The 24,303-nt window shown below is 64.6% G+C and carries 22 protein-coding genes; 15 read left to right on the top strand and 7 right to left on the bottom strand.

The features are described from left to right. Positions 1–132 precede the first annotated feature (132 nt). Positions 133–1,632: an ATPase domain-containing protein gene (locus CIT40_RS30415; protein ID WP_094892977.1), complete on the top strand. Its 1,500-nt coding sequence runs from the start codon at positions 133–135 to the stop codon at positions 1,630–1,632. A 134-nt stretch (positions 1,633–1,766) separates the two neighbouring features. After that, positions 1,767–3,683, top strand: coding sequence for a PAS domain-containing hybrid sensor histidine kinase/response regulator (locus CIT40_RS30410; protein ID WP_244611875.1), 1,917 nt, complete (start codon positions 1,767–1,769; stop codon positions 3,681–3,683). A 21-nt stretch (positions 3,684–3,704) separates the two neighbouring features. Here CIT40_RS30410 and CIT40_RS30405 read toward each other — a convergent pair whose 3' ends face one another. After that, the gene (locus tag CIT40_RS30405; protein WP_094892975.1) at positions 3,705–5,267 is read right to left on the bottom strand and encodes an AMP-binding protein; all 1,563 of its coding nucleotides are present in this window, start codon (positions 5,265–5,267) and stop codon (positions 3,705–3,707) included. A gap of 123 nt (positions 5,268–5,390) precedes the next feature. Here CIT40_RS30405 and CIT40_RS30400 point away from each other — a divergent pair, with 123 nt between their 5' ends. The 4 genes from CIT40_RS30400 (at position 5,391) to CIT40_RS30385 (ending at position 8,411) form a co-directional block, all read left to right on the top strand. Continuing rightward, entirely contained in the window at positions 5,391–6,365 is a 975-nt protein-coding gene (locus CIT40_RS30400; protein ID WP_094892974.1) for an NAD(P)H-dependent flavin oxidoreductase, read from the top strand. A gap of 139 nt (positions 6,366–6,504) precedes the next feature. Beyond that, entirely contained in the window at positions 6,505–6,753 is a 249-nt protein-coding gene (locus CIT40_RS30395) for a hypothetical protein (RefSeq protein ID WP_094892973.1), read from the top strand. Between the two features lie 132 nt (positions 6,754–6,885). Then, a complete protein-coding gene (locus CIT40_RS30390) occupies positions 6,886–7,602 on the top strand; it encodes a hypothetical protein (RefSeq protein ID WP_162307745.1) in 717 nt (238 codons plus the stop codon). An 86-nt stretch (positions 7,603–7,688) separates the two neighbouring features. Further along, positions 7,689–8,411, top strand: a complete 723-nt coding sequence (locus tag CIT40_RS30385) for a hypothetical protein (RefSeq protein ID WP_094892972.1) — start codon at positions 7,689–7,691, stop codon at positions 8,409–8,411. 50 nt (positions 8,412–8,461) lie between these two features. Here the strand turns inward: CIT40_RS30385 and CIT40_RS30380 are convergent, their stop codons facing one another. After that, positions 8,462–9,910: a winged helix-turn-helix domain-containing tetratricopeptide repeat protein gene (locus CIT40_RS30380; RefSeq protein ID WP_244611874.1), complete on the bottom strand. Its 1,449-nt coding sequence runs from the start codon at positions 9,908–9,910 to the stop codon at positions 8,462–8,464. 3 nt (positions 9,911–9,913) lie between these two features. Between CIT40_RS30380 and CIT40_RS30375 the strand changes: the two genes are divergently transcribed. The 3 genes from CIT40_RS30375 to CIT40_RS30365 all read left to right on the top strand — a co-directional run bounded on the left by CIT40_RS30375 (position 9,914) and on the right by CIT40_RS30365 (position 13,102). Further along, positions 9,914–10,129: a hypothetical protein gene (locus tag CIT40_RS30375; protein ID WP_162307307.1), complete on the top strand. Its 216-nt coding sequence runs from the start codon at positions 9,914–9,916 to the stop codon at positions 10,127–10,129. A gap of 241 nt (positions 10,130–10,370) precedes the next feature. Continuing rightward, positions 10,371–11,732, top strand: coding sequence for a 3-carboxy-cis,cis-muconate cycloisomerase (gene pcaB, locus CIT40_RS30370; protein ID WP_094892970.1), 1,362 nt, complete (start codon positions 10,371–10,373; stop codon positions 11,730–11,732). Between the two features lie 113 nt (positions 11,733–11,845). Next, positions 11,846–13,102: an aminopeptidase gene (locus CIT40_RS30365; protein WP_094892969.1), complete on the top strand. Its 1,257-nt coding sequence runs from the start codon at positions 11,846–11,848 to the stop codon at positions 13,100–13,102. Positions 13,103–13,239: 137 nt separating this feature from the next. On the opposite strand, the gene CIT40_RS30360 is transcribed toward CIT40_RS30365, so the two are convergent. Further along, on the bottom strand, positions 13,240–13,794 hold the full coding sequence (locus tag CIT40_RS30360; protein ID WP_094892968.1) for a hypothetical protein: 555 nt from the start codon (positions 13,792–13,794) through the stop codon (positions 13,240–13,242). Between the two features lie 237 nt (positions 13,795–14,031). Between CIT40_RS30360 and CIT40_RS30355 the strand changes: the two genes are divergently transcribed. Beyond that, the gene (locus CIT40_RS30355; RefSeq protein WP_162307744.1) at positions 14,032–14,487 is read left to right on the top strand and encodes a cupin domain-containing protein; all 456 of its coding nucleotides are present in this window, start codon (positions 14,032–14,034) and stop codon (positions 14,485–14,487) included. 139 nt (positions 14,488–14,626) lie between these two features. Here the strand turns inward: CIT40_RS30355 and CIT40_RS30350 are convergent, their stop codons facing one another. The 4 genes from CIT40_RS30350 to CIT40_RS30335 form a co-directional block, all read right to left on the bottom strand. Beyond that, positions 14,627–15,148 (bottom strand): hypothetical protein, encoded by a 522-nt coding sequence (locus CIT40_RS30350; RefSeq protein ID WP_094892966.1) that lies wholly within the window; start codon positions 15,146–15,148, stop codon positions 14,627–14,629. A 63-nt stretch (positions 15,149–15,211) separates the two neighbouring features. Next, on the bottom strand, positions 15,212–16,024 hold the full coding sequence (locus CIT40_RS30345) for an MBL fold metallo-hydrolase (RefSeq protein WP_094892965.1): 813 nt from the start codon (positions 16,022–16,024) through the stop codon (positions 15,212–15,214). 90 nt (positions 16,025–16,114) lie between these two features. Further along, complete coding sequence (locus CIT40_RS30340; RefSeq protein WP_094892964.1) at positions 16,115–17,644, bottom strand: permease; 1,530 nt, start codon at positions 17,642–17,644, stop codon at positions 16,115–16,117. Further along, positions 17,641–18,390: an ABC transporter ATP-binding protein gene (locus CIT40_RS30335; RefSeq protein WP_162848708.1), complete on the bottom strand. Its 750-nt coding sequence runs from the start codon at positions 18,388–18,390 to the stop codon at positions 17,641–17,643. Before CIT40_RS30335 ends, CIT40_RS30340 begins: the two co-directional genes overlap by 4 nt. A gap of 272 nt (positions 18,391–18,662) precedes the next feature. Here CIT40_RS30335 and CIT40_RS30330 point away from each other — a divergent pair, with 272 nt between their 5' ends. The 5 genes from CIT40_RS30330 to CIT40_RS30310 all read left to right on the top strand — a co-directional run bounded on the left by CIT40_RS30330 (position 18,663) and on the right by CIT40_RS30310 (position 24,171). Next, on the top strand, positions 18,663–19,538 hold the full coding sequence (locus CIT40_RS30330; RefSeq protein WP_094892962.1) for a branched-chain amino acid ABC transporter permease: 876 nt from the start codon (positions 18,663–18,665) through the stop codon (positions 19,536–19,538). Positions 19,539–19,542: 4 nt separating this feature from the next. Then, positions 19,543–20,694, top strand: coding sequence for a branched-chain amino acid ABC transporter permease (locus CIT40_RS30325; protein WP_094892961.1), 1,152 nt, complete (start codon positions 19,543–19,545; stop codon positions 20,692–20,694). Continuing rightward, the gene (locus CIT40_RS30320) at positions 20,691–21,449 is read left to right on the top strand and encodes an ABC transporter ATP-binding protein (RefSeq protein ID WP_094892960.1); all 759 of its coding nucleotides are present in this window, start codon (positions 20,691–20,693) and stop codon (positions 21,447–21,449) included. The genes CIT40_RS30325 and CIT40_RS30320 overlap by 4 nt, the downstream gene beginning before the upstream one ends. Positions 21,450–21,452: 3 nt before the next feature. Beyond that, positions 21,453–22,241, top strand: a complete 789-nt coding sequence (locus CIT40_RS30315) for an ABC transporter ATP-binding protein (RefSeq protein WP_094892959.1) — start codon at positions 21,453–21,455, stop codon at positions 22,239–22,241. A gap of 91 nt (positions 22,242–22,332) precedes the next feature. Then, entirely contained in the window at positions 22,333–24,171 is a 1,839-nt protein-coding gene (locus tag CIT40_RS30310) for an AMP-dependent synthetase/ligase (RefSeq protein WP_094892958.1), read from the top strand. The last annotated feature ends 132 nt before the right edge of the window (positions 24,172–24,303 follow it).

Raw genomic sequence — 24,303 nt, 5'->3', positions numbered from 1 at the left:
CTGCCCTCGCGGCGCCGTACTGCATCCGTTCCACCTCGTCGCAAGGATGCTCACTGTCTTGCCTGCATAGGTGACAGCCGAGCCCGGAACCGATTGTTCCCTTCCCGGTTTTATTCCCGGTAGAGGGAAAATATGACTTCGATTGAGAAATTTTCTGCAAGGGCCCAAACCGGAGTTTGGGGTCTGGACAACATCCTGTCCGGCGGATTGTCGCGTGGGCACGTCTTCCTCGTGGAAGGCGCGCCTGGCACCGGCAAGACGACGGTGGCGCTGCAATTCCTGCGAGAGGGCACCAAGGCCGGCGAGAGGTGCCTGTACATTACCTTGTCCGAGACGGAGCGTGAGTTGCGCGAAGGCGCGGCGTCGCACGGCTGGACGCTGGACGAGGGCATTACTGTCTTCGAACTGCTGCCCCCTGAGAGCCTGCTTGATTCAGAGCAGCAGCAGAGCCTTCTCTACTCCTCCGATCTCGAACTCGGCGAGACGACCAAGCAGATTTTCGAGGCGGTCGATCGGATCAAGCCGCATCGCGTCGTGCTCGACAGTCTTTCCGAAATCCGGCTTCTCGCCCAAAGCTCGTTGCGGTACCGCAGGCAAATCCTGGCCATCAAGCACTTCTTCTCCAGATTCAATACGACCGTGATGCTTCTCGACGATCTCACGGCCGATGTCGCCGACAAGACCGTCCACAGCGTCGCGCATGCGGTTCTGCGCCTTGAGGAGCTCGCTCCGGACTATGGCGCGGAGCGCCGCCGTGTCCGCGTCATCAAGTATCGCGGCACCAAGTTTCGCGGCGGTTACCACGACGCAACCATCACCACGGGCGGCCTGAACGTGTTTCCGAGGCTGGTTGCCTCCGAGCACCGCGCCGATTTGCGGCGCACCACTTTTTCAAGCGGCATTGCGGGCTTAGACCAGTTACTGGGAGGTGGAGTGGAATCGGGTTCGAGCACGCTCGTTCTCGGTCCCTCCGGTACCGGCAAATCTCTCATCGCGATCGTGTTCGCCGTCGCGGCGGTGGCGCGGGGAGAGAAAGCGGCGCTGTTCGTGTTCGACGAGGAGCTTGGTCTGCTGTTCTCGCGCATGAAAGGCATCGGAATCGATCTCGACGCGCTGCGACGCGACGGCAGTCTTGCGATCGAACAGGTCGACGCGGCCGAACTCTCCCCGGGGGAGTTCGCTCACATGGTCCGCAAGCGGGTGGACGAGGAGGGTATCAAGGCCGTCGTGATCGACAGTCTCAATGGCTATCAGGCTGCCATGCCCGAGGAGAATTCGCTCATTCTCCACATGCATGAACTTTTGCAGTACCTCAATCGCCGCGGTGCCGCGACATTCATGACGGTTGCCCAGCACGGCCTCGTCGGTGACATGCGAGCGCCGGTCGACGTCACCTATCTCGCCGATACGGTCATCCTCCTGCGCTATTTCGAAGCGCTGGGCAGCGTGCGACGTGCGATATCCGTGATCAAGAAGCGAATGGGCCAGCATGAATCGACCATTCGCGAGTTCCGCATCGGCGGTCGTGGTCTGGCCATCGGCGAGCCCCTTGAGGAATTCCAGGGCGTTCTGCGCGGCGTGCCCGTTTACATGGGTGACCCGCGCCCCCTGCTCCAGGAGCCTGGTGCGTGAGACCGGGCGACACGTCCGAACGTTCCCTGATCCTTGCTCCGACGGGCCGCGACGCAAATGTCGCCGCGAGCCTGATCCGCGAAGCAGGCATTGCGGCTGACGTCTGCGCCGACCTCGATGCGCTCGTTCGCGAGATGGCGGCCGGTGCGGGGCTTGCCATCATCGCCAACGAAGCCGTGAAGACCGCGGATTTGCGCAGTCTCGTCAGGTGGCTGAACGACCAGCCCTCATGGTCGGACTTTCCGATCGTTTTGCTCACCCGCCAGGGCGGCGGTCCGGAACGCAATCCGGACGCCATGCGGCTCGGGCAGGCACTCGGCAACGTGACGTTCATCGAACGGCCGTTCCATCCGACCACGCTGGTCAGCGTCGTCGGATCGGCGATCCGGGGGCGGCGCCGCCAGTACCAGTCACGCGCGATCCTCGAGACCCTCACCGAGAGCGAAGGCCTGCTGCAAACGGCATTGAGTGCCGGTCGGCTCGGTGCACTCGAACTGCATTTGCCGTCCCTGAGGCTCGAGGCCTCCCATACCTGCAAGCTGTTCTTCGGGCGACGGCCAGAGCAGGAATTTTCCTATCAGGATCTGCTAGAATCGGTGCACCCGGACGACCGCGCCCGCCGGCAGACCGTGTTCGACCGCGCCGTCGCCAGCGGCGGCGATTACAGCATCGAATATCGAAACGTCTGGCCTGACTGCTCCCAGCATTGGGTGGATATAAGGGCGCGAGCGGTGCTTCGGCCCGACGGCAGTGTGCGATCGCTGGTCGGGGTGTGCTCCGACATCACCGCGCGCAAGGTCGCCGAGATCGAGCGCGAAAATCTGCTGGCCCAGCTTGCTGCAGAGCGGACTGCGCTCGCCGAACTCACGGCCACACTCGAGCAGCGCGTCGAGCAGCGCACCGCGGATCTGATGACCGAGGTCGCCGCGCGCGAAAAGGCGCAGGATCAATTGCGGCAGGCGCAAAAAATGGAGACCATCGGCCAGTTGACCGGCGGGGTCGCGCACGACTTCAACAATCTGTTGATGGCCGTGATGGGCAATCTCGATCTGCTACGCAAGCGCATCCCGGACGACCCGCGCCTGCGCCGGCTGATCGATGGCGCGTTGCAGGGCGCGGAACGGGGGGCGTCGTTGACGCAACGTCTGCTCGCGTTCGCCCGCCAGCAGGATCTGCGGGCGGAAGCGGTCGACCTCGGCACGTTGATCCGGGGGATGAGCGACCTGCTCGAGCGCTCGCTTGGTCCCCGGGTCGAGCTGCGCCTGGACGTTCCAGATCGCGTGCCCCCGGCGCGAGTCGATTCCAACCAGCTTGAACTCGCGATCTTGAACCTCGCCATCAACGCGCGCGATGCGATGCCCGATGGGGGCTCGATCGAAATCCGCATCCGCGACGATCAGGCGGACGAAGAGGCGCGGCTGCCGCCGGGGCAGTATCTCGCGCTGTCCGTGATCGACACCGGCGAAGGCATGTCTGCAGAGACGTTGAAGCGGGCAGTGGAGCCGTTCTTTTCCTCGAAGCCGGTTGGGAAGGGAACCGGACTTGGGCTTTCGATGGTCCACGGTCTTGCCGTGCAGCTCGGGGGAGCCCTCCAGCTCTCCAGCGAAGTCGGAGTGGGCACCACGGCGACCCTGATCCTTCCGGTCGCCACCCAGCTTCCGAAAGTGGAGGCGTCTATCCCGGTGCGACGACAGGCCGGCCGATCCGCCGTCATCCTTTTTGTCGACGACGATCCGCTGATCGCAATGTCGACCACCGAGATGCTCGAAGATCTCGGGCACCGCGTCATCGGCGTCAGCTCGGGCCTGCACGCCCTCGATATCATTCGCAGCGGGCAGAAAATCGATCTCATGGTGACCGATCACGTCATGCCCGGCATGACCGGGCTCGAACTAGCGGCCGCGTCGCGTCAACTGCGACCAACATTGCCGATACTACTTGCGACCGGGTATGCCGAACTGCCCGAGGGAACCCAGCTGGATCTGCCGAGGCTGGCCAAGCCTTACCATCAGGATCAGCTCCGCGATCGCCTTGATCAGATGCTCCGCTGAAGCCGGGCGGCCCTTCAACACCTAACCCACCATCCGGTCCCGCCCGCTCCAGAAGCCCGCGCGCAGCACTTTCTTGTCGACCTTGCCGACGCCGGTCATCGGCAATTGCTTGACGAACTGGATCTGCTTGGGCGCATGCGCCGAGCCTTTTCGGGTCTTCACGAGGTCGATCAACTCGTCCGGATCGGGCCTCGCGCCCTCGCGCGGAACGACGATGGCGGTGACGGCTTCGCCCCATTTCTCGTCGGGGACGCCGACGACCGCGACCATCGCGACATCGGCGTGCTGCGACAGCACGTCCTCGATCTCGCGCGGGAAGATGTTGAAGCCGCCTGAGACGATCATGTCCTTCTTGCGGTCGAGGATGAACATGTAGCCGCGCTCGTCCTTGCGCGCGATGTCGCCGGTGTGGACCCAGCCGTTCTTCAGCGTCTCGGCGGTGATGTCGGGGCGCTTCCAGTATTCCGCCATCACGTGCGGGGCGCGCACGCAGATCTCGCCGGCCTCGCCCGTCTTCACTTCCTGGTCGTCGTCGCCGAGGATTTTGACCTCGCAGGCTGCGATCGGGAAGCCGCAGGACAAAAATAGCTCTGGTGCCTTGAGATCGTGATCCGCCTTGCGCAGCACCGAGACCGGGTAGCATTCGGTCTGGCCGTAGAGCTGAGAGAACACCGGCCCGATGCGCTCGATGCCCTCGACCAGCCTGCTCGGCGACATCGCCGACGCCCCGTAGAGCACCAGCTCGAGCGAGGACAGGTCGGTCTTGTCCAGCGCGGGATGGTCGAGCAGCACGTAGATCATGGTCGGCACGAACAGCGTGAAGTTGATGCGCTCGCGCGCGATCGTGGCCAGCACGGCCTCGGGATCGAATCCTTTCAGCATGTGCACGGTGCCGCCGCGCATCAGGGTCGGCAGCACTTTCGTGCCTGCGACATGGCTGATGGGGGCAACCGTGAGATAGCGTGCAGCCTCGGGGATCTCGAAATCGGCGAGGATCGCGGCGGCGGCTCCGGCATTCTCGCGGTGATAGCGCAGCGCGCCCTTGGATTTGCCTGTGGTGCCGCCGGTGTAGTTCAGCGTGGAGAGATCGTCGGGGCCGGCAAGGCACTGCGCGCCGGCGTGTCCCGCGCTTTCGATGGCCGCCAGCAGATCGACGCCATAACCCGCAGGCCCCATGGTGAACACCGCCTTTAGCCCGGTTGCCCGCGTGGAGAGCTCGCCGCCGCGGTCGCGGAAGGCGGCCGCATCGACCACCAGCATCTCGGCCTCGGAGTCCTCGAGCTGGAACAACTGGTCCTCCAGCGACCCCAGCGGATGCAGCCAGGTGATGCAGAGCCGCGACAATTGCGCGGCGACGCCGGCGCACCAGGTGTCGGCGCGGTTCGCGGTGAGGAAGGCGACACGCGCACCGGGCTGCAGGCTACACCGCATGAACACGCCCTGGATGCGTCCGATCAGGTCGATCGTGCCTTGATAGCTCAGCGATCCCCCGGGCCATGCGAACGCGGTGCGGCCGGGATAGCGCGAGAGCGCCCGTAGCGTCTGCGCGCAAGTCGGCGACGATGCGTGAAGCGGATCGGACATATGTTTCCTCGTTGCTTGTCACCGGCGTCTCGCGTGCCAATGTTGGCGGTGACGCTAGCACAGAGACTGCGGGAGGAAACGACAAAGCCCGCGCGGCGATGCAAGCGTGACAAGGAGATTTGTGTGACATCCGATCGACTGCAACGCTTCGGCGATCGTCTGGCTCTGCCGCTGATCGCGGCGCCGATGTTCCTGGTCTCGGGCGTCGAGCTCATGGTCGCGGCCTGCAGCCATGGGGTGATCGGCAGCTTCCCGACCGCGAATTGCCGCAGCACGGAACAGCTCGATGAATGGCTCGCCGCGATCGCGGCGCGGCTGCGCCAGCACGAAGACCAGACTGGCCGCAAGGCGGCACCGCTCTGCCCGAACCTGATCGTGCACCGCTCCAACGCGCGGCTCGCGCAGGATCTCGCCATGTTGCTGCGGCACAGGCCGGAGATCGTCATCACCTCGGTCGGCTCGCCCGCGCCGGTGATGCAGCCGCTGCACGACGCCGGCGCGCTGGTGCTGGCGGACGTCGCCTCGATCCGCCACGCCGAACGGGCGGCGGAAGCAGGCGCTGATGGGCTCGTGCTGCTCACGGCGGGCGCGGGCGGCCAGACCGGCCGGCTCAACCCGTTTGCCTTCGTTCGCGCGGTGCGCGCATTTTACGACGGCATCATCGTGCTCGCCGGCGGCGTCAGTGACGGCCATGCGCTGCACGCGGCCGAAGTGCTCGGCTGTGATCTCGCCTATATGGGCACGAAATTCATCGCGACGCGCGAGAGCATGGCGGACGAACGCCACAAGCGGATGCTGGTCGAGAGCAGCGCAGACGACATTTTGCTCACCACTGCGTTTACGGGTTTGCAGACCAGCATGCTGAGGCCGTCGATCGTCGCCGCCGGCCTCGATCCCGACGATCTCCCGGCACGCGGCGCGATCGACATCTCCGAAGACATCGACGTTGCCGCGCGCGAGAGCCGGCCAAAGCGCTGGCGCGATATCTGGAGCGGCGGGCATTCCACTTCCGGGGTCACCGACGTGCTCGCCGTCGATGATCTCGTCGCGCGGACGGTGGCCGAATATCGCGAAGCGAGAGTGCGCCTTTCCCCGTAGAATTGCGGAAGGAGTCGGCCCGCCGGCCCGATCACAGTTAATCGAACGCTCGCTCGGGACGCCCCGTTTAACGGCAGATTAACCAACGCCGGCCAAGAATCCCCTCACGGCCACCAGTCAGGGCCGAGAGGGACAGGCGATGGACTTCGATTTTCTCAACAGCAAGACAGCGGCTTCGCTGGACGAAATCCGCGTCCGCGTCGCGCATGCCCTGGCGCGCCACCCGCTGTGCCGCAGCGTCCGTTTCGACATCGTCAGCGTCCCCCGCACCCGCCGGGGCGGCAACTGGACTGTGACGCTGCAATCGGTTGAGCCGCGCGGGGTCTGGGAGGCCTCGGAGATCGTCGCCGACATCCAGGACGCCTACGATCTGGCGGCAGCTGCCTGATTTTCTTGAACTTTCCAGGCGATGTCGCCGGAGTCCGCGCGATTGCCGCCGCAATGGCACGGTTCAGCCTTAATTATCGCCCAGTTTCCGGGCAGTGATCACGTGGACTTGAAGTTGGGCGCGGAGAGACGTTTGTCCAAAACCATCACCATCGTCGTCCTGACCTGTTTCCTCGTCCTGGGCGCCGCCACCACCGCTATCCTCGGCCGGGACAGCGTTCCCAGCGTCAGCGAAGAGATGATCGCGCAGACGCCTCCAGCCAAGCCCCTCGCAACCAACCGCGCTGCCAAGGCCGACCGTCTGGTTCCGACCCTGGCCCTGGCTTCGGCCGCGATCGAGCCGGTGCAGGTGCCGGCCGACAGGCTTTCGCAGGCGCCCGTGCTGTCCGAGCCGCTGCGCCAGGCCTTTGCCGCCGCCACGCCATCCGATTTCCCGATGCCCAAGGCGTCGAGCCTATCCGAAGCGCCCGCCACGGCGGAGGTTCCCGCCGTCGAAGTTCCGGCCAAGCCGAAGGTCGTCGCCAAGCCGCAGCCGCAGAAACATTATACTCTGCTGTCCGACGCACAGATCTCCGGCATCCGGGATCGCCTGAAGCTGTCCTCGTCGCAGGAATATTACTGGCCTTCGGTCGAGACCGCGCTGCGCAACGTCGTCCGCAAGATCTCGGCCAACAAGCTCTCCAATCCGAACGCGCCGCCCAGCGCGCAGATCGATCCGAACTGCGACGAGGTCCAGCAATTGAAGTCGGCTGCCATGCCGCTGCTGTTCCAGCTGCGTGACGATCAGAAGGAAGAAGTGCGCAAGCTCGCTCGCCTGATCGGGCTCGAGAAGGTCGCACAGCAGATCTGACGTGCGGTTTCCTTCGGGAACCGCGCCTCCATCAGGAACATCTGGCAATCGACGCGCGTTGCTCGCCCCAAAGAGGGAGTGGATCAATGCGCGCCTCGACAGCCTATTTCGTCGGTGCCGGAACCATCGTCGCCGCCATTGCCATCGGTCTCGGCGGCGGCATCGTTGCCGGCAACATCATGAACCCGATCGCGTCCAAGCAGGGCCCGGACACCAGCAAGATGGCGCAGCGCGCCGAATCCGCTGGTGCGGCGGCACAGACGAGCGCGCCGTCGGAACGTGTCAACTACCTCACCGGCTCGCGAGCCTTCGGCACAACGATCGCCGCGCCGGCGCAAGCCGAAGCGAAGCCGGTAGCCGTAAAGCCCGACGCGCAGCCCGTTCAGGCGAATGCCGAACCGCAGGCACCGCCGCCTTCACAAGCGGCCGCGGTCGAACCGCCCCAGCAACAGCCTCAGGAACAGTCCAAGGAACAGTCGAAGCCGGCGATGGCATCGACCTCGAGAGCCGCACGACCTGCCGAGCAGCAGGCCTCGACCGAGTCGGCCACTCCGCCCGAAAACGCCTATGCCAAGGCGAAAGATTCCGACGTGAAGCGAGCGGCGTCCGAGCGGCGCCGGATGGAGCGTCGTGAGCGCTGGGCCGAGCGCCGCCACTACGATTCCCGCGAGCAACGCGGCCAGCGCGACCGCACCGATTGGGACGACGTCGCGCGCAACATCCGCGAGGATTCCGATTCTCGCGATTACGCCAGCCGGCCGCGCGGCGGCTTCCCGCAGATCAGGCTGTTCGGGTCCGACGACGATTAGCGCGCGATTGCGACTATGGGAGACGGCGCGCCGTTCTTGGCGTGCCGCGGTCAGGTCAATCCCGCGCGCCGCAATCCTTCCAGATAATGTGCACGATCTTCGTCCCGCAACATCGGCAGCTCGCGCGTAATCCAGCTGAGCGAGACCTCCGGCTGGGCGCGGCGCAGACCTTCAAGGGCCGAGGCTGCCAGCGCCGGATCTCCTGACATTCCGGCGGCCGCCGTCAGCACGCGGTGCGCGCCGACGAAGTCGCCACGCTGCCGCATCGACTCCCGCGCCATCTGCAGGGCTCCGTCGTAGTCGCGGCCGATGAACCGGGCATAGGCCGCAACCCCGCAATAGATCGCCGCGAGCGGATCGCGCGGGCTCAGCCGCAGCGCGCGACGTGCGGCGGCATCGCCGTCCTGCCATCGTCCGGCGTAGCACAGCGTCACGCCGTAAAAGGCGTGAGCCATGGCGAAGTTCGGGTTGAGCTGCAGCGCCAGCTCGAACTCCGCCAGTGCGTCGTCGAAGCGGCGGCGAAACAGATAGGTGTAGGCGAGGCCATGATGGGCCCAGGCATCCTCGCGATCGGCCTCCACCGCCGCGAGCGCCGCGCGTTCGGCAATTGGCACTGTCGCGGCCATATCGGCCCAACCCATATGCGCACCGAAGATATGACTGGTCGCCAGCAGGCCCAGCGCCTTGCCATAGGCGGGATCGATCGCGACGGCTTTCTCGAGCAGTTCTTGTGCGGCGGCATTGTCCTCGCGCGTGCTGCGCCAGTGATGCGACAAGGCGCGCATCACGAGATCCCAAGCGTCGAGACTCCCCGGCGGCTTCTGCTGGGCGCGAAAACTTTCGGCGGCGTAGAGTTGCGGCTCGATCGCGGCGACGATTGCCTCGGTGATCTCGTCCTGCACGGCGAAGATGTCGGCGAGCTCGCGATCGTAGCGCTCGGCCCAGAGATGGCTGCCGGTCGAGACGTCGTTGAGCTGGGCCGAGATGCGCACCCGCTCACCGCTCCGCCGCACGCTGCCTTCGACCACGTAGCGCACCCCGAGCTCCTGCGCGACCTCGCGGATGTGCACGGCACGGCCCTTGTAGACAAAGGAGGAGTTGCGCGCGATGACGAAAAACCAGCGCAGCTTCGACAGCGCGGTGATGATGTCCTCGCTGATGCCGTCGGAGAAATAGTCCTCCCCGGCTTCGCCGCCCATATTTGTGAAGGGCAGCACGGCGATCGCGGGCCGCTCGGGAAGCGCGAGCGCGACGCGCGGCGCCCAGGCCGTGCGGGCGGGCTCCGGCGCGATCGCACCGTCCTTGGCCTCGACATCGCCGACGAAGCGAAACCCCTTGCGGGCGATGGTGCGGATCAGCGCCTGGCTCGCGCCATTGTCGCCGACGGCCTTCCGCGCCGCGTTGATCCGGCTGGTCAGGGTGGATTCGGAGACGCTGCGCCCGTGCCAGATCTTGTCGATCAGCTCGTCCTTGCTGACCACCCGGTCGCGATTCTGCATGAGGTGGACGACGAGATCGAAAACCTGCGGCTCCACGGCAATAGGAACCTGCTCGCGGCTCAGCTCGCGCCGGTCGGTATCAAGAAGGTGGTCACGGAACAGAAACTGCACGTCGAAAACTCAGGCCTCGTGACGAAACAGGCAAAACGACAAAATGAAATTTGGGTCGAAAACTATGGGTCTGCCGAAGGGGATGTTTGGTTCATCGTTTTCGCGTGATGGCAGCCATGCCGTTTGCGAAGGGAATACAATCGCAACGGGAATGTTGCGGTGGCCCGATTGCGGTGAGATGAGGGGGGCGCGGATCACGCCCCGCGGCTCGGAATGACGGAGTAGCAGGGGAAGTGCCGTCATAATGCCGTCGCGCGGTAGATGCGGCGAACGGTGAATGTCCTTTGCCGGACAGCATGCCTTGCGTAAGCTGCCGCGGTCACAAACACCAACCACGAAGAAACGCCCGATGCCCGCCTTCCACGCCTCCACCACCGTGCTCGATTCCATGCTGTTCCGCGACGCCTTCGGCACGCCCGAGATGCGCGAGGTGTTCTCCGACATCGCGCTGGTCGCACGCTACGCCGAGGTCGAGGTGGCATTGGCGAAAGCGGAAGCGAAATGCGGCGTGATTCCGCGGGAGGCGGCCGATCAGATCGCGGCGCGGACCGACGTTGCCGCGCTCGATTTCGATCTGCTCAGGCAGGAGACCGACATCGTCGGCTATCCGATCCTCCCTCTGGTGCATCAGATGGCCAAGCAGTGCGGCGAGGCCGGCCGCTACGTGCATTGGGGAGCGACCACGCAGGACATCATGGATACCGCCGTGGTGCTGCAACTCCGCGCCGCGCTGGAGATCGTCGCGCGCGACATCGCCGAACTGCGCAAGATCCTCGCTGACCTCTCCAAGCGGTATCGTGACACGCCGATGGCGGGCCGCACCCACCTGCAGCAGGCGCTGCCGGTGACCTTCGGCTACAAGACCGCGATCTGGCTCGCCATGTTCGACCGCCACGCCGAGCGTCTGGCGCAATTGAAGCCGCGCGTGCTGGTCGGCCAGTTCGCCGGCGCTGCCGGCACTTTGGCCTCGCTCGGCGACAAGGGCTTTGCGGTGCAGGAGGCGCTCTGCGCCGAGCTGAAGCTCGGCGTTCCCGCCTCGACCTGGCACGTCGCGCGTGACGGATTTGCGGAAGGCGTGAACTTCCTTGCGCTCGTCACGGGGTCGCTCGGCAAGATCGCGCTCGACATCATGATCATGGCCTCGACCGAGTTCGCCGAGGTCTACGAACCCTTCGTCAAGGGGCGCGGCGCCTCCTCGACCATGCCGCAGAAGCGCAACCCGATCTCGTCGGAGCTGATGCTGGCGGCCTCCAAGGCGGTGCGCCAGCACGCCGGCCTGATGCTCGACGCCATGGTGCAGGATTTCGAACGTGCCACCGGCCCCTGGCACGCCGAGTGGATGGCGATCCCCGAGAGCTTCGTGTTGACCGCCGGCGCGCTGCACCAGGCGAAGTTCGCACTCGCGGGCCTGATCGTCGATGAGGCGAAGATGAACGACAATCTCGCCGTCAGCCGCGGCCTGATCGTGGCCGAAGCGGTCATGATGGGGCTGGCACCGCAACTCGGCCGGCAGGAGGCCCATGACGTGGTGTATGACGCCTGCCGGCAGGCCAACGAGAAGGGCATGAGCCTCGCGGATGCGCTGTCCGCGGACACGCGGATCGCGAGCCGCATCGATCGTGCCACAATCGAGGCGCTCACCTCACCGAAAAATTACCTGGGGCTCGCGCCCGCCATGGTTGACCGGGTGCTGAAATCGGCAACGCGTTGAAAACCAAAATGCGTGAAACCGCGTATCTGCCACATGTCGCAAGGTGCTCGCGCACTTGCGTCCCGCGATGCTAGACTTAGATTGAACGAGAGACTTTCGGCAGAGGGCCCCGCATGACCGATCACCGCAATTCCACCGCTCCCATCGATCCCGTGAAGCTCGACCGGCTGGCCGAGGTGGCGGTGAAGGTGGGCCTGGGCTTGCGGCCGGGACAGGATCTTCTTCTGACGGCCCCCGCCATCGCGCTGCCGCTGGTGCGGCGGATCGCCGTGCATGCCTACAAGGCCGGCGCCGGCATCGTGACGCCGATCCTGTCGGACGAGGAGATGACGCTGGCGCGCTATCGCCACGGCCACGACAACAGCTTCGATCGCGCCGCCAACTGGCTCTACGAGGGCATGGCCAAGGCGTTCGCGAACAATACCGCGCGCCTTGCGATCGTCGGCGACAATCCGATGCTGTTGTCGGGTGAAGATGCTTCCAAGGTCGCGCGCGCCAGCAAGGCCAATTCCATCGCCTATCAGCCGGCGTTGGAAAAGATTGTCAATTTCGACACCAACTGGAACATCATTGCCTATCCGAGCGCGTCCTGGGCGAAGCAGGTCTTCCCGAACGATCCCGAAGAGATCGCGGTCCGCAAGCTCGCGGACGCGATCTTCGCCGCGTCCCGCGTCGATCGCGAGGACGCCACGGCCAATTGGGCAAGCCACAATGCGGTGCTGCGCGAGCGCACCAACTGGCTCAACGGCCAGCGCTTTCGCGCGCTGCAGTATTCGGGGCCGGGCACCGATCTGACCATCGGCTTGGCCGACGGCCACGAATGGGAGGGCGGCGCCTCGCTCTCCAAGAACGGCATCAGCTGCAACGCCAACATCCCGACCGAAGAGGTCTTCACCACGCCGCATTGCCGCCGCGTCTACGGCCATGTCGTCAGCTCGAAGCCGCTGTCCTATCAGGGCACGCTGATCGACAACATCGCGGTGCGCTTCGAAGACGGCAAGATCGTCGACGCAAAGGCTTCGCGCGGCGCGGAGGTTCTGAACAAGGTACTCGATACCGACGAGGGCGCCCGGCGCCTCGGCGAAGTGGCGCTGGTGCCGCATTCCTCGCCGATCTCGCAGAGCGGGCTGTTGTTCTTCAACACGCTGTTCGACGAGAACGCGGCGTCCCACATCGCGCTCGGCCAATGCTACTCGAAGTGCTTCGTCAACGGCGCGCAGCTCACCCCACAGCAGATCGCCGCGCAAGGCGGCAACCAGAGCCTGATCCATATCGACTGGATGATCGGCACGGCCGAGACCGATATCGACGGCATCTTGCCCGATGGCAGCAAGATACCGGTATTCCGTAAAGGCGAGTGGGCGAAGTAGCGCCCGGCTCGTCATGCCCGGGCTTGTCCCGGGCATCCACGATCTTCGTGCAGCAGTTAAGACGTGGATTGCCGGGACAAGCCCGGCCATGACGATCGTAGACGTCTTAAACGCTGAAGCGCGAGCGCCGAGTACGTTCACGCCGCCGCGTTGCGCAGCATCGGATTGTTGTCGATGCTGAAACGGTTGAACAGCGTCGTAAACGGGCTGCCGTCGGTGGCCCGCACGATGGCGTCGGAAGCAGCGATCGCCTCGTAGAGCGCGCCGACCGGATCGTCCGCCTCGCCCAGGCCGAGGCGCTTGCGGATCTCCTCACGCGCCTCGTTGATCTCGTCCTCGTCGTCGAGCGTCGCTTCCAGCGCCTCCGCCGCACGCCGCATCTCCGCGAGGTCGCCGCCGCCGGAAAATTTGAGGATGTCGAGCCAATAGGGGCGGGCGACGACGAGCTGGACGAACGCCTCGAGCGTATCGGCGATAATTCCCGCCCGGCCCTCCGATGAGACGTAGAGCACATTCTGCGGCCGCAGCAGCACGAAGGCGCCCCCGGAGCCGTCACTGCCGATCTGCCGGGGGGCCTCGATGCCGTCGATGGTGAACCAGGGCTCCTCGTCCGGCGCGAACGAGACATCGAGGCTGAGCAGCTTGGCGACGGCCTCACGATTGGCTGTCAGAACCTCGGGCGTGAGGGGCATTGGCATGGCTCCGTTTCAAGCTTCCGCGCACTTTGTCGCACCCCGGAAAAGATCGGTTCATGTGCTCGAATTTGCAGGGAAATCGCAGCCTTAACCATTTCGCGCCTGCAACTTACGGCTGATTGTCGGGGCCGGCGTAAGAAAGAATTAAAAACCGATGACTAGCGTTCCAAACATCCTTCGAAACGATCCGGGCCGAGACCCGGCAATACTTTATTGTATCCCCTGGGGCAAAAGATGTCGCGTTCATTAATTGAAATCGGTAGTTGCAATGTCGAGCTCGAGCTGCGGCCGATCGAGCCGTCCTGGATTATCGAGGGCAATCCCGTTTCGCGCTCGCACATCCTGTCAACCAGTGCCGATGGCACCGCCTCGACCATCATCTGGCAGTGCACCGAAGGCCGCTTCAACTGGTACTACGATATCGACGAGACGATCATGATCATGGAAGGATCGATCGTGCTCGAAAGCGACGGCATGCCGCCAAAGCGCTACGGCCCCGGCGACGTGATCTTCTTCCGCGACGGTGCGCATGCCAAATGGCATGTCGAAGGCCACGTCAAGAAGATCGCCTTCTGCCGCAAGACCAATCCGGTGATGATCGGCTTCCTGATCCGCGCCGTCAACAAGCTGAAGAAGATTCTCGCCTTCACCGGCGAGCGCCGTCCGGCCTCCCTGTTGGGTGCCGGCTAGAGCACAATAACGTTTCAAGGACGCTTCCCAGCGGCCACGACGAAGAGGGGTCGGGATCAACATCCCGACCCCTTTTCTCGTCGTGACGGCAGCGCGAACCGAAGGCCTCGGGACAGGGATCCACAGAGGAGGCTGACGCTCAATTCTTCCGCCGCCGCGCCCTCACACCGACCGCAAGGCGCCACTCGGCCGCATTGGCCGGTTTGACCTCGCCGAGCCAATGGAAGGAGCTGCTTGTGATCTGCGTGAAGCTCCATCGCGTCAGTTCGCCGGACTCTGTCGTTCCCTCCTGCACGATGTCGGCGCCGCGCGGCCGCCCGATCTGGTGGCGGAAGAGGCTGCGTCCGGGATCGAACCAGGAAATCCGCCACGCATCGATGGTCGGATCGTAGACGCGCAGCGTCGTGCCGTACCAATTGCCCGCAATCGGAAAGGCCGGGCTATCTGCGGCGCGCGGAATGATCCAGACGTCCTGCACGGCGCGGCCCTGCAGCACCCAGCCAAAATGGATTTCGCCGGGGGCGGTATGTTTCGTCCCATCGGGGCCGTGGGCAGTGACCTCGGCGTCCCAGTCACCGACGAAGCGGCCGTAAAGCTGGAGCGCCGCGGCGTGCTCCGCATTCGGACCATCGGCGTGCAACAATCTGGCAAAGTCGGTCATGTCGATCTCCTCGACTGGAGATCAGCACTGAACGGCGACGGCCGGCTTGGAGAAAATTGCGCCTCAGACGCCGTCGAGGATGATCACCGTCGGCTTCGACGGCAGCGCATCCCGCGACATCCGGAACGACCGCTCCGAGCGCCGGTCGATCTCGAACTGCTGGCCGATCCGGCGCATGAAGTCGTCGAGTGGGGTGGCGAAGCGGTGCATCGGCAGCACCACCGAGGCGCGTAACCGCTTGGTGATGTCGGAGACACCGTCCAGCGACATGGTGTAGGTGCCGTCGATCGGCACCATCACGATATCGAGGCGTCCGATCTGGGCGAAATGGCTATCGTCGAGCTTGTGGTGGAGGTGGCCGAGATGGCCGATGCAGAGGCCGGCGACCTCGAAGATGAAGATTGAATTGCCGTCGCGGATCATGTCGGTGCCAGCGTCGTCGCCGAAATAGCGCCGGATGTCGGTGGTGACGTTGCGGATGAAAGTGTCACTGACGCGCTCCGACACGATCGCCGGCTTGCCGTCGTCACCCCAGCCATGCAGCACGTGAGGAATGCGCTTGTCGGGGAACAAGGAATAGTGCGTGCTGTGGGCGCGGTTCATGGTCACGACGTCGGGCAGCCGTCCGACCTGGTAGGCGCCACTGTAGTCGGTCGCGATGCGCAAGCCGCCGGGGGTGTCGATGAAATAGGTGGAATGGCCGGCATAGGTGATCTCGACCTCGGCCGTGCCGGCTGCCGGCCGAAGCGCAACCGGCATGGCCCGCGGGGCCGCGTTGGCCATCGCCAGACACTCGCTGCGCTGTGGCTGCTGGGCCAGGGCAGGTGTCAGGAATGCGCCGAACAGCGCCAGAGCCGCCGAAACCAGTCGCCGCATAATCCGTCCCCGATGACTTCACAGCGAAGTCTAGCGTGCATTGCAGCGCCGCGCCAATGGGGTGGAATCGACAGCGCGTCCGTGTCGCACCTATTGCTCGCGCTTCGGGCTGAACTTCCAGGTGATCGCGACGAGGCTCGCGGTGATCAGGCCGCTGATAAGGCCGGCGATCGGCAAAGCGAGTAGCAGCGCGGCGCTGGCGGCCCAGCCGATCGAGGAGAAGGCTTCGGCGATGGTCGCCAGCCGCGACGAGGTCTGGCGGCGGCGGAATTGGCTGCGCCTGGCCTGAACCCGGAACCAAAGCTGGATCGCGGTCGCGGAGGCCGCGCTGATGATGACTGCGGCGGCGCTGACCGCGGCCTGGATCGGTGCGGCGAAGGCCAGTGCGGCAATCAGCGGGCAGAAGATGATTGCGATCGCGATCAGCACCACCTCGATCTTGGCGCGGATGACGGCCGATGGCGTCAGCGGCGCAGTCGCGACCAGGTCGGGTGCGTCCTCGCCCGAGATCGTCAGCCAGGCCAGCCCGCCGGCAAGCTGTCCGGCCGCCATCACCACGACCGGCGTGATCAGTATCAGCGCCGCGGAGCTGTCGGCAAAACTGCGCCAGAGCAGCAGCGCCGGCGGCACCAGATAGAGCAACTGCATCAGGGTCTGCGAGATCAGCCAGGGATCGCGCCAGAGCAGCGAGAATTCCTTGCGCCGCAGCGCCTGCCGCCGCGACCCGCCGCGGAACGGGCGTTCCTTCGCGCGCTTGCTACTGGTACTGCCGTAGGCGGCCGCATCGATCGCGGTGTCGGCAAAGCGGTGCGAGAAGATCGCCATGACGCTTCCGAGCAGCACCAGGGCAAGCGCCAGGAGCAGCAAGAGCGCTTCGCCGTCGCCCATCGCCGCCCGTGCCGGCCACCACCAGATGCTGTCGACGTCGGGGGCATGGGCGGCCACGCTGCCCGAGGTCAGGATCGTGAAGCGCGACAGCGTGCCGTAGGACATGATCGCGGCGACCTGGAGCGCGATCACGAAGCCGGCGCCGATGATCGCGGCGAGGATCTGGGCGATCAGGCGGGTGCGCGCCGGGCCGATCAGACGAAACAACAGGATGGTGATGGCGATCGCGACCGCCGCGGCCGACAGGCCCATGGCGACGACCAGCCCGAATGCGCTGAGCCAGCGCGCGCCGCCCCCGATCACCAGCACGTCGATGAACGGCGTCGAGAACAGCAGCGCGATCAGGCTGACGGTCAGCGCGATCGCGGCGATGCGGACCGAGAACAGGTTGGCGAGCGTCGCGGGCGAGGACATGATCAGGTCGAGATCGGCGCGGGCGTAGAACACCCGCGTCACCGATTCGATCGCCTGCGACAGCATCAAGGTCCAGGCGAGAAAGATCGTCGCCGAGATCACGATCAGCGAGGATTTGTCGAGCGGCAGCTGCAGATCGGCGAAACGGCCGATCACCGCCCAGGCCGGCAGGTGCAGCAGCGCGGCAAAGCAGATCATGCCGATGATTGCGGCGCGCGTCCGCTTGCGCCGTCCTCCGGTCATCATGGCGAACCATTCGCGCCAGGCGAGCCGGAGCTCGTGGCGTGCGAACCAGGACAGCGCGGTTGCCGAGCTCATGCCGCTTCCGAAAGCGTCACCAGCGCGATGAAGAGATCCTCCAGGCTGGTATCGGCATGGCCGTTCTGCTGGCGCAATTCGGTCAGCGTGCCCTCGGCCACCAGGCGGCCCGAGGCGATCACGCCGATGCGGTCGGCCATGCGCTCGGCGACCTCGAGAATATGGGTGGTCATGATGACGGTGCAGCCGGCGTGGACGCGCGCGCTGAGCAGGCCCTTCACGTGGCGGGCGGAGACGGCATCGAGCCCGGTCAGCGGCTCGTCGAGAATGATGAGGCGGGGATCGTGCACCAGCGCGCCCGCGAGCGCGACCTTCTGGCGCATGCCCTTGGAAAAGCCTTCGCAACGCTCGTGACGGTGCGGCTCCAGACCGAGCGACGAGAGCAGGTCCTGTGCGACCGGCTCCGAGACCGACGGCGCGATGCCCCAGAGGCCGGCGACGAATTCAAGATATTCGAGCGGGGTCAGCTTGTCGTAGATCATCGGCTCGTCGGACACCCACGCCATCACTTGCTTGGCGGCGACGGGGTTTTCGAGCGCATCGATGCCGAAGATCGAGACCGCGCCGGCATCGGGGCGCAAGAGGCCCGCAACCATGCGCAAAGTGGTGGTCTTGCCGGCGCCGTTGGGGCCCACCAGCGCATAGAATTCGCCGGCGTGGATGGTGAGATCGAGGCTATCGACCGCCAGACGGTCAAAACGCTTCGTTAACCCCTTAACTTCCAGCGCCGAGCTGTCCGGCTTCATGACCGCCACACCATCCGGTTTTGCATCGCTCGCGACCATGACCTGAAGATGTTTCGGCACCGTGAATCGCGCTGCCGCAAATTCCGTCATCCGGATTGGACGAATGGCAAGTCGCCATGCAAGTCACCGTTTGTTGACAGCGCTGAACGGTTCAGGCTGAATTGGTTCCGGACAAATGGCGCTAACGCGGCGAAACGACTGCGTAGCGACTGGACACAAGATGCGGCAAGGCGGTCAAAAGAACCGCCGTTGCATCGGGAGGACGCGCGTCAATGCTGGATTTCGTTCAGCAGCTGGTCAGCGGTGTTGCGCTCGGCTGCGTCTACGGCCTGATCGCGCTCGGCTTCGTGCTCGTCTACAAGGCCACCGAGGTCGTCAATTTCGCCCAGGGCGATCTGATGATGCTGGGCGGCTTCTTCGCCTTCACCTTCATCGGCATGATGGGCCTCAACTACTGGATCGGCTTTGCCGGTGCGGTGGCCGCGATGGCACTGTTCGGCATGCTGGCCGAGCGCGTGGTGGTGCGGCCGATCCTCGGCTATCCGCAGTTCTCCATCATCATGGCCACCATCGGGCTCGGCTACTTCCTGCGCTCGATCGCAGGCATGATCTGGGGCACCGACGATCTGAAGATCGAGACGCCGTTCAGCCAGGGCGTGCTGCGCATCGGCTCGCTGGTGCTCGCCTACGACAAGCTGTCGGTAATCGCGGCGACGATGATCCTGTGCACGCTGCTCTATCTGTTCTTCAACAAGACCACGCTCGGCACCGCGATGCGCGCCAGTTCCGAGAACATGCTGGCGGCCTACTACATGGGCATTCCGGTCAAGCGCGTGGTCTCGATCGTCTGGGCGATCAGCGCGGCGGTCGCGACCTGCGCCGGCGTGCTGCTGGCGCCGATCACCTTCATCCATTCCAATGTCGGCCTCGTGCTCGGCCTGAAGGCGTTTCCCGCCGCGGTGCTCGGGGGCTTCGGCTCGATACCGGGCGCCGTGGTCGGCGGCGTCCTGATCGGGGTGATCGAGAGCATGGCCGGATTCTACCTGCCCGAAGGCTGGAAGGATGTCGCGCCCTACCTCGTGCTGCTCGCGGTGCTGCTGTTGAAGCCCGAGGGTCTGTTCGGCCACCACGTCCGCAAAAAGGTCTGAACGCATGCGCTTCCTGTTCAAGACCGATTACGAGGACGACATCAAGCTGTTCCCGCATTCGGGCTACATGGTCTCCTACGGCATCCTGCTCGCACTGCTGCTGGTCGCGCCCTTCGTGCTCTCCAGCTATCTGATGAGCCAGCTTGTCTTCGTCTGCATCTATGCGATCGTCGGCGTCGCGCTGCTGATCCTGACCGGCTTTACCGGCCAGGCCTCGCTCGGTCACGCCGCCTTCCTCGCCATCGGGGCCTACACGGCCGCTTACTTGCAGAAATACAACGTGCCGTTCCCGGTCTACTTCCTCGCCGCCGGAGGTTTGACCGGCATCATTGGCGCGATGGTCGGCTTTCCCGCGCTGCGCCTGACCGGCATCTACCTCGTCATCGCCACCATCTCCTTTGCCCTGATCGTCGAGGAGATCCTGGCGCGCTGGGAAAGCGTGACCAACGGCAACGAGGGCATGCGGGTCAAGACGTTGTCGCTGCTCGGCGTCACGGTGCCGCGCGACAGCCCCACCTTCTATTTTCTCTGCCTCGCCGTGCTGGTGCTGACCATCGTCGGCACGCTCAATCTGCTGCGTTCGCCCACGGGGCGCGCCTTCGTCGCGATCCGTGACAGCGAAACGGCGGCGCGCAGCATGGGCGTCAACGTCGCGCTCTACAAGGTCAAGTCCTTTGCGATCTCGGCGGCGATCACCGGCTTTGCCGGCGTACTGTTCGCGCACAAGCTCTCCTTCATTTCGCCGGAGATGTTCACGCTGCAGCTCTCGATCGAGTTCATCATCGTGATCCTGATCGGCGGCGCCTTCAGCCTGCATGGCGCGGTGCTCGGAGCGATCTTCATCGTGATGATCGATCCGTTCCTGACCTATCTGAAGGACGATATGCCCGGCATCATCGCCGGCATCGCCGCGACGTTCGGCGCCGGCCCGGCCACCGCAGGAAGCATCAAATCGACCGTCGCGGCCTTTGCCTCGCTCAACGGCCTGAAGGGCGCGATCTACGGCGTCATCATCGTGCTGTTCGTGCTGTTCGAGCCGCTCGGGCTCTACGGCCGCTGGCTCAAGATCAAGCTGTTCTTCCAGCTGTTCCCGCTTTACAAGCGCGCCACCTTCAAGCGGCAGAAAATCTACGTGAAGTCGGAGCGGAACCGATGAGCTATTTCCGCGCCGAGAATTTGTCGCTGCATTTCGGGGGCCTCAAGGCCGTGGATGCGGTGTCTTTCGCAGTCGAGAGGGGCGAGATCCTCTCGATCATCGGGCCGAACGGTGCTGGCAAGAGCTCGATCTTCAATTTGATCTCGCGGATCTACCGGCCGACCTCGGGCCGCATCTTCTTCGAGGACCAGGATATCACGGAAGAGCCGCCCTACGACATCGCAAGACTCGGGATCGCCCGCACCTTCCAGAACATCGAGCTGTTCGAGAATGCGACCGTGCTCTCCAATCTCCTGGTCGGCCGCCACCGGCATTCGACCACGCAGCTCTGGCAAGAGCTGTTGTTCCTGCCGAGCGTGCGGTCCAACGAGAAGGTCCATCGCCGCAGGGTCGAACAGGTCATCGAATTCCTCGATCTCGAGCCCTATCGCGACAAGCTGATCTCCGGCCTGCCTTACGGCGTGCGCAAGGTGATCGAGCTCGCGCGCGCGCTATGCTCGGAGCCGAAGCTGATCCTGCTCGACGAGCCGTCAAGCGGCCTCAATGTCGAGGAGACCGACGACATGTCGTTCTGGATCCGCGACATGAAGAGCGAGCTCGGCGTCACCGTGCTGATGGTCGAGCACGACATGTCGCTCGTCAACCGCGTCTCCGATCGCGTCATCGCGCTCAACTACGGCCGCGTGCTGGCGATGGGCTCGCCCGCCGAGGTGCAGCAGCACCCCGACGTCGTCGCCGCGTATCTGGGAGCTTGACGCATGGACGCCGCCGTCAAGCCCGAGGTCATCTTGAGACTGTCCAACATCGAGAGCTATTACGGGCCGATCATGGCAATCCGCGGCATCTCGCTGGAAGTGCCGCGCGGCCGCATCGTCACGCTGCTGGGCGCCAATGGCGCCGGCAAGACCACGGTGCTGAAGACGATCTCCGGCATTCTCGACCCGCAGAAGGGCTCGATCGAATTTTTGGGCAAGCCGATCCAGCGCATGGAGGCCGACCGGATCGTCCGGCTCGGTCTCAGTCACGTCCCGGAGGGGCGCGAGGTGTTTCCGTTCCTGTCGGTGCGCGAGAACCTGATGATGGGGGCCTATCCGCGCAAGGACCGTGACGGCGTCGCGGAGGATATCGAGCGCGTCTACGGCTATTTCCCGCGGCTGAAGGAGCGCATCAACCAGCCGGCCGGCCAGCTCTCCGGCGGCGAGCAGCAGATGCTGGCGATCGGACGCGCCCTGATGAACAGGCCGACGCTGCTGCTGCTCGACGAGCCCTCGCTCGGCCTGTCGCCGCTGCTGGTGAAGGAGATCTTCACGATCATCCGCCGCGTCAACGAGGAGCAGGGCATGTCGATCCTGCTGGTCGAGCAGAACGCCAAGGTAGCGCTGGAGACGGCGCATTACGGTTACGTGCTGGAGATCGGCCGCATCGTGATGAACGACAGCTGCGACCGCTTGATGCATTCCCAGGACATCCAGGAGTTCTACCTTGGCGCCAAGGAAGCGGGCGCGCGGGGCGAGCGTCGCTGGAAAAAGAAGAAGACGTGGCGGTGAGGACAAGCTGGCAGTAAGATGAGCTTGCCATCCGCAACAGAGACCGCCGGCAAGGCAGGCAGCGGAGGCAGGCGACAGGGAGGAGAAGCGCATGGCCCGACCGGCGGTGCTGACGGTCGCTGATACGATCGCGAGGAGCTTCTTGCGCGCTGCGGAGACGCGGGGCGATCGGCCGGCCATCCGCGAGAAGAAATTCGGCATCTGGCAGCCGACCAGCTGGCGCGAATGGCTCGCGATTTCGAAGGAGATCGCCTACGCGCTTCATGCGACGGGCTTCATGCCCGGCGATGTCGCCTCCATCATCGCCAACGCCGTGCCGGAATGGGTCCATGCCGACATGGGCATCCTGTGCGCGGGCGGCGTGTCCTCCGGAATCTATCCGACCGACGCGTCGTCCCAGGTCGAATATCTCGTCAACGATTCCCGCACGAAAGTGATCTTCGTCGAGGACGAGGAGCAGCTCGACAAGATCCTCGCCTGCCGCGCGCGTTGTGCGACCCTGCAGAGGATCATCGTGTTCGACATGGAGGGCCTCAGCGGCTTCTCCGACGACATGGTGATGTCGCTCGACGAGTTTCGCGCGCTCGGCCGCAATCACATGGTCGGCCGTGAGGCGCTGTGGCAGGAGATGATCGACAGCCGCAGCGCCGGCGATCTCGCCATCCTGGTCTATACCTCAGGCACGACCGGTCCGCCCAAGGGCGCCATGCATGCCAACCGCAGCGTCACGCACCAGATGCGGCACGCCAACGATTTCATCCCGGCGCGGGAGGACGAGGATCGGCTGATCTTCCTGCCGCTTTGCCACGTCGCGGAGCGCATCGGCGGCTATTACATCTCGGTCGCGCTCGGCTCGGTGATGAATTTCGCCGAGAGCCCGGAGACCGTGCCGGACAATCTGCGCGAGGTGCAGCCGACCATCTTCCTCGCGGTCCCCCGCATCTGGGAAAAATTCTACTCCGCCATCACCATCGCGCTGAAGGATGCGACGCCGCTCCAGCAATGGGTCTATCGCCGCGCCATCGCCATCGGCTACCGCATGGTCGATTACCGGATCGAGGGCAGGAAGCCGCCGCTGTCGTTGCGCCTCGCAAGCCGGCTCGCCTACCGGCTCGCATTCCGCAACATCCGCCGCATGATCGGGCTCGACCGCTGCCGTACCGCCTTCACCGGCGCCGCCCCGATCGCACCGGAACTGATCCGCTGGTATCTCGCACTCGGCATCGACATCCACGAGGTCTACGGCCAGACCGAGAATTGTGGCGTTGCCACCATGATGCCGACGGAGAGAGTCAAGCTCGGCTCGGTCGGTACCGCCGTGCCCTGGGGCGAGGTTGCGCTATCGCCCGACGGCGAGATCCTGATCAAGGGCGATTTCCTGTTCATGGGTTATCTCAACCAGCCGGAGAAGACGGCGGAAGCAATCGATGCACGCGGCTGGCTGCGCACCGGCGACGTCGGCACCATCGACAACGAGGGCTTCGTCCGGATCACCGACCGGATGAAGGACATCATCATCACGTCCGGCGGCAAGAACGTCACGCCATCCGAGATCGAGAACCAGCTCAAATTCTCGCCTTACATTTCCGATGCCGTCGTGATCGGCGACAAGCGGCCGTATTTGACCTGTCTCGTGATGATCGACCAGGAGAACGTCGAGAAATTCGCCCAGGACCACGACATTCCCTTCACCAATTACGCGAGCCTGTGCCGGGCGACGGAGATCCAGGGCCTGATCGGCCGCGAGATCGAGCAGGTCAACGGCAATTTCGCCCGAGTCGAGACCATCAAGAAATTCTATCTGATCGAACGCCAGCTCACGCCGGAGGACGAGGAGCTGACGCCGACCATGAAGCTGAAGCGTGGCTTCGTGAACAAGCGCTACGCCGCCGAGATCGAAGAGATGTATCGCCAGCGCGCGGTGGCGTGAGGCATGCGCATGCCCCGGAAAAGTGGGAACCGGTTTTCCGAGAAGGGGCATGTGCAAGAAATAAAGTCGCATTCAAGAAAGCGAAGGAGCGACGGCCCTCGCCCTTCGTCCTACACGGGCCTTTAGGAGAGG

Origin of the sequence: Bradyrhizobium amphicarpaeae, from assembly GCF_002266435.3 — a bacterium.
Lineage (GTDB): Bacteria > Pseudomonadota > Alphaproteobacteria > Rhizobiales > Xanthobacteraceae > Bradyrhizobium > Bradyrhizobium amphicarpaeae.
The sequence above is the reverse complement of the archived record's forward strand: the minus strand, read 5'-3'. Positions and strand labels throughout refer to the sequence as shown.

Bases quoted from the DNA above. Each gene is read 5' to 3' on its own strand.
- CIT40_RS30415 (WP_094892977.1), top strand. From the start codon at position 133: ATGACTTCGATTGAGAAATTTTCTGCAAGGGCCCAAACCGGAGTTTGG.
- CIT40_RS30410 (WP_244611875.1), top strand. From the start codon at position 1,767: ATGGCGGCCGGTGCGGGGCTTGCCATCATCGCCAACGAAGCCGTGAAG.
- CIT40_RS30405 (WP_094892975.1), bottom strand. From the start codon at position 5,267: ATGTCCGATCCGCTTCACGCATCGTCGCCGACTTGCGCGCAGACGCTA.
- CIT40_RS30395 (WP_094892973.1), top strand. From the start codon at position 6,505: ATGGACTTCGATTTTCTCAACAGCAAGACAGCGGCTTCGCTGGACGAA.
- CIT40_RS30385 (WP_094892972.1), top strand. From the start codon at position 7,689: ATGCGCGCCTCGACAGCCTATTTCGTCGGTGCCGGAACCATCGTCGCC.
- CIT40_RS30380 (WP_244611874.1), bottom strand. From the start codon at position 9,910: ATGCAGAATCGCGACCGGGTGGTCAGCAAGGACGAGCTGATCGACAAG.
- pcaB (WP_094892970.1), top strand. From the start codon at position 10,371: ATGCCCGCCTTCCACGCCTCCACCACCGTGCTCGATTCCATGCTGTTC.
- CIT40_RS30365 (WP_094892969.1), top strand. From the start codon at position 11,846: ATGACCGATCACCGCAATTCCACCGCTCCCATCGATCCCGTGAAGCTC.
- CIT40_RS30360 (WP_094892968.1), bottom strand. From the start codon at position 13,794: ATGCCCCTCACGCCCGAGGTTCTGACAGCCAATCGTGAGGCCGTCGCC.
- CIT40_RS30355 (WP_162307744.1), top strand. From the start codon at position 14,032: ATGTCGCGTTCATTAATTGAAATCGGTAGTTGCAATGTCGAGCTCGAG.
- CIT40_RS30350 (WP_094892966.1), bottom strand. From the start codon at position 15,148: ATGACCGACTTTGCCAGATTGTTGCACGCCGATGGTCCGAATGCGGAG.
- CIT40_RS30345 (WP_094892965.1), bottom strand. From the start codon at position 16,024: ATGCGGCGACTGGTTTCGGCGGCTCTGGCGCTGTTCGGCGCATTCCTG.
- CIT40_RS30340 (WP_094892964.1), bottom strand. From the start codon at position 17,644: ATGAGCTCGGCAACCGCGCTGTCCTGGTTCGCACGCCACGAGCTCCGG.
- CIT40_RS30335 (WP_162848708.1), bottom strand. From the start codon at position 18,390: ATGAAGCCGGACAGCTCGGCGCTGGAAGTTAAGGGGTTAACGAAGCGT.
- CIT40_RS30330 (WP_094892962.1), top strand. From the start codon at position 18,663: ATGCTGGATTTCGTTCAGCAGCTGGTCAGCGGTGTTGCGCTCGGCTGC.
- CIT40_RS30325 (WP_094892961.1), top strand. From the start codon at position 19,543: ATGCGCTTCCTGTTCAAGACCGATTACGAGGACGACATCAAGCTGTTC.
- CIT40_RS30320 (WP_094892960.1), top strand. From the start codon at position 20,691: ATGAGCTATTTCCGCGCCGAGAATTTGTCGCTGCATTTCGGGGGCCTC.
- CIT40_RS30315 (WP_094892959.1), top strand. From the start codon at position 21,453: ATGGACGCCGCCGTCAAGCCCGAGGTCATCTTGAGACTGTCCAACATC.
- CIT40_RS30310 (WP_094892958.1), top strand. From the start codon at position 22,333: ATGGCCCGACCGGCGGTGCTGACGGTCGCTGATACGATCGCGAGGAGC.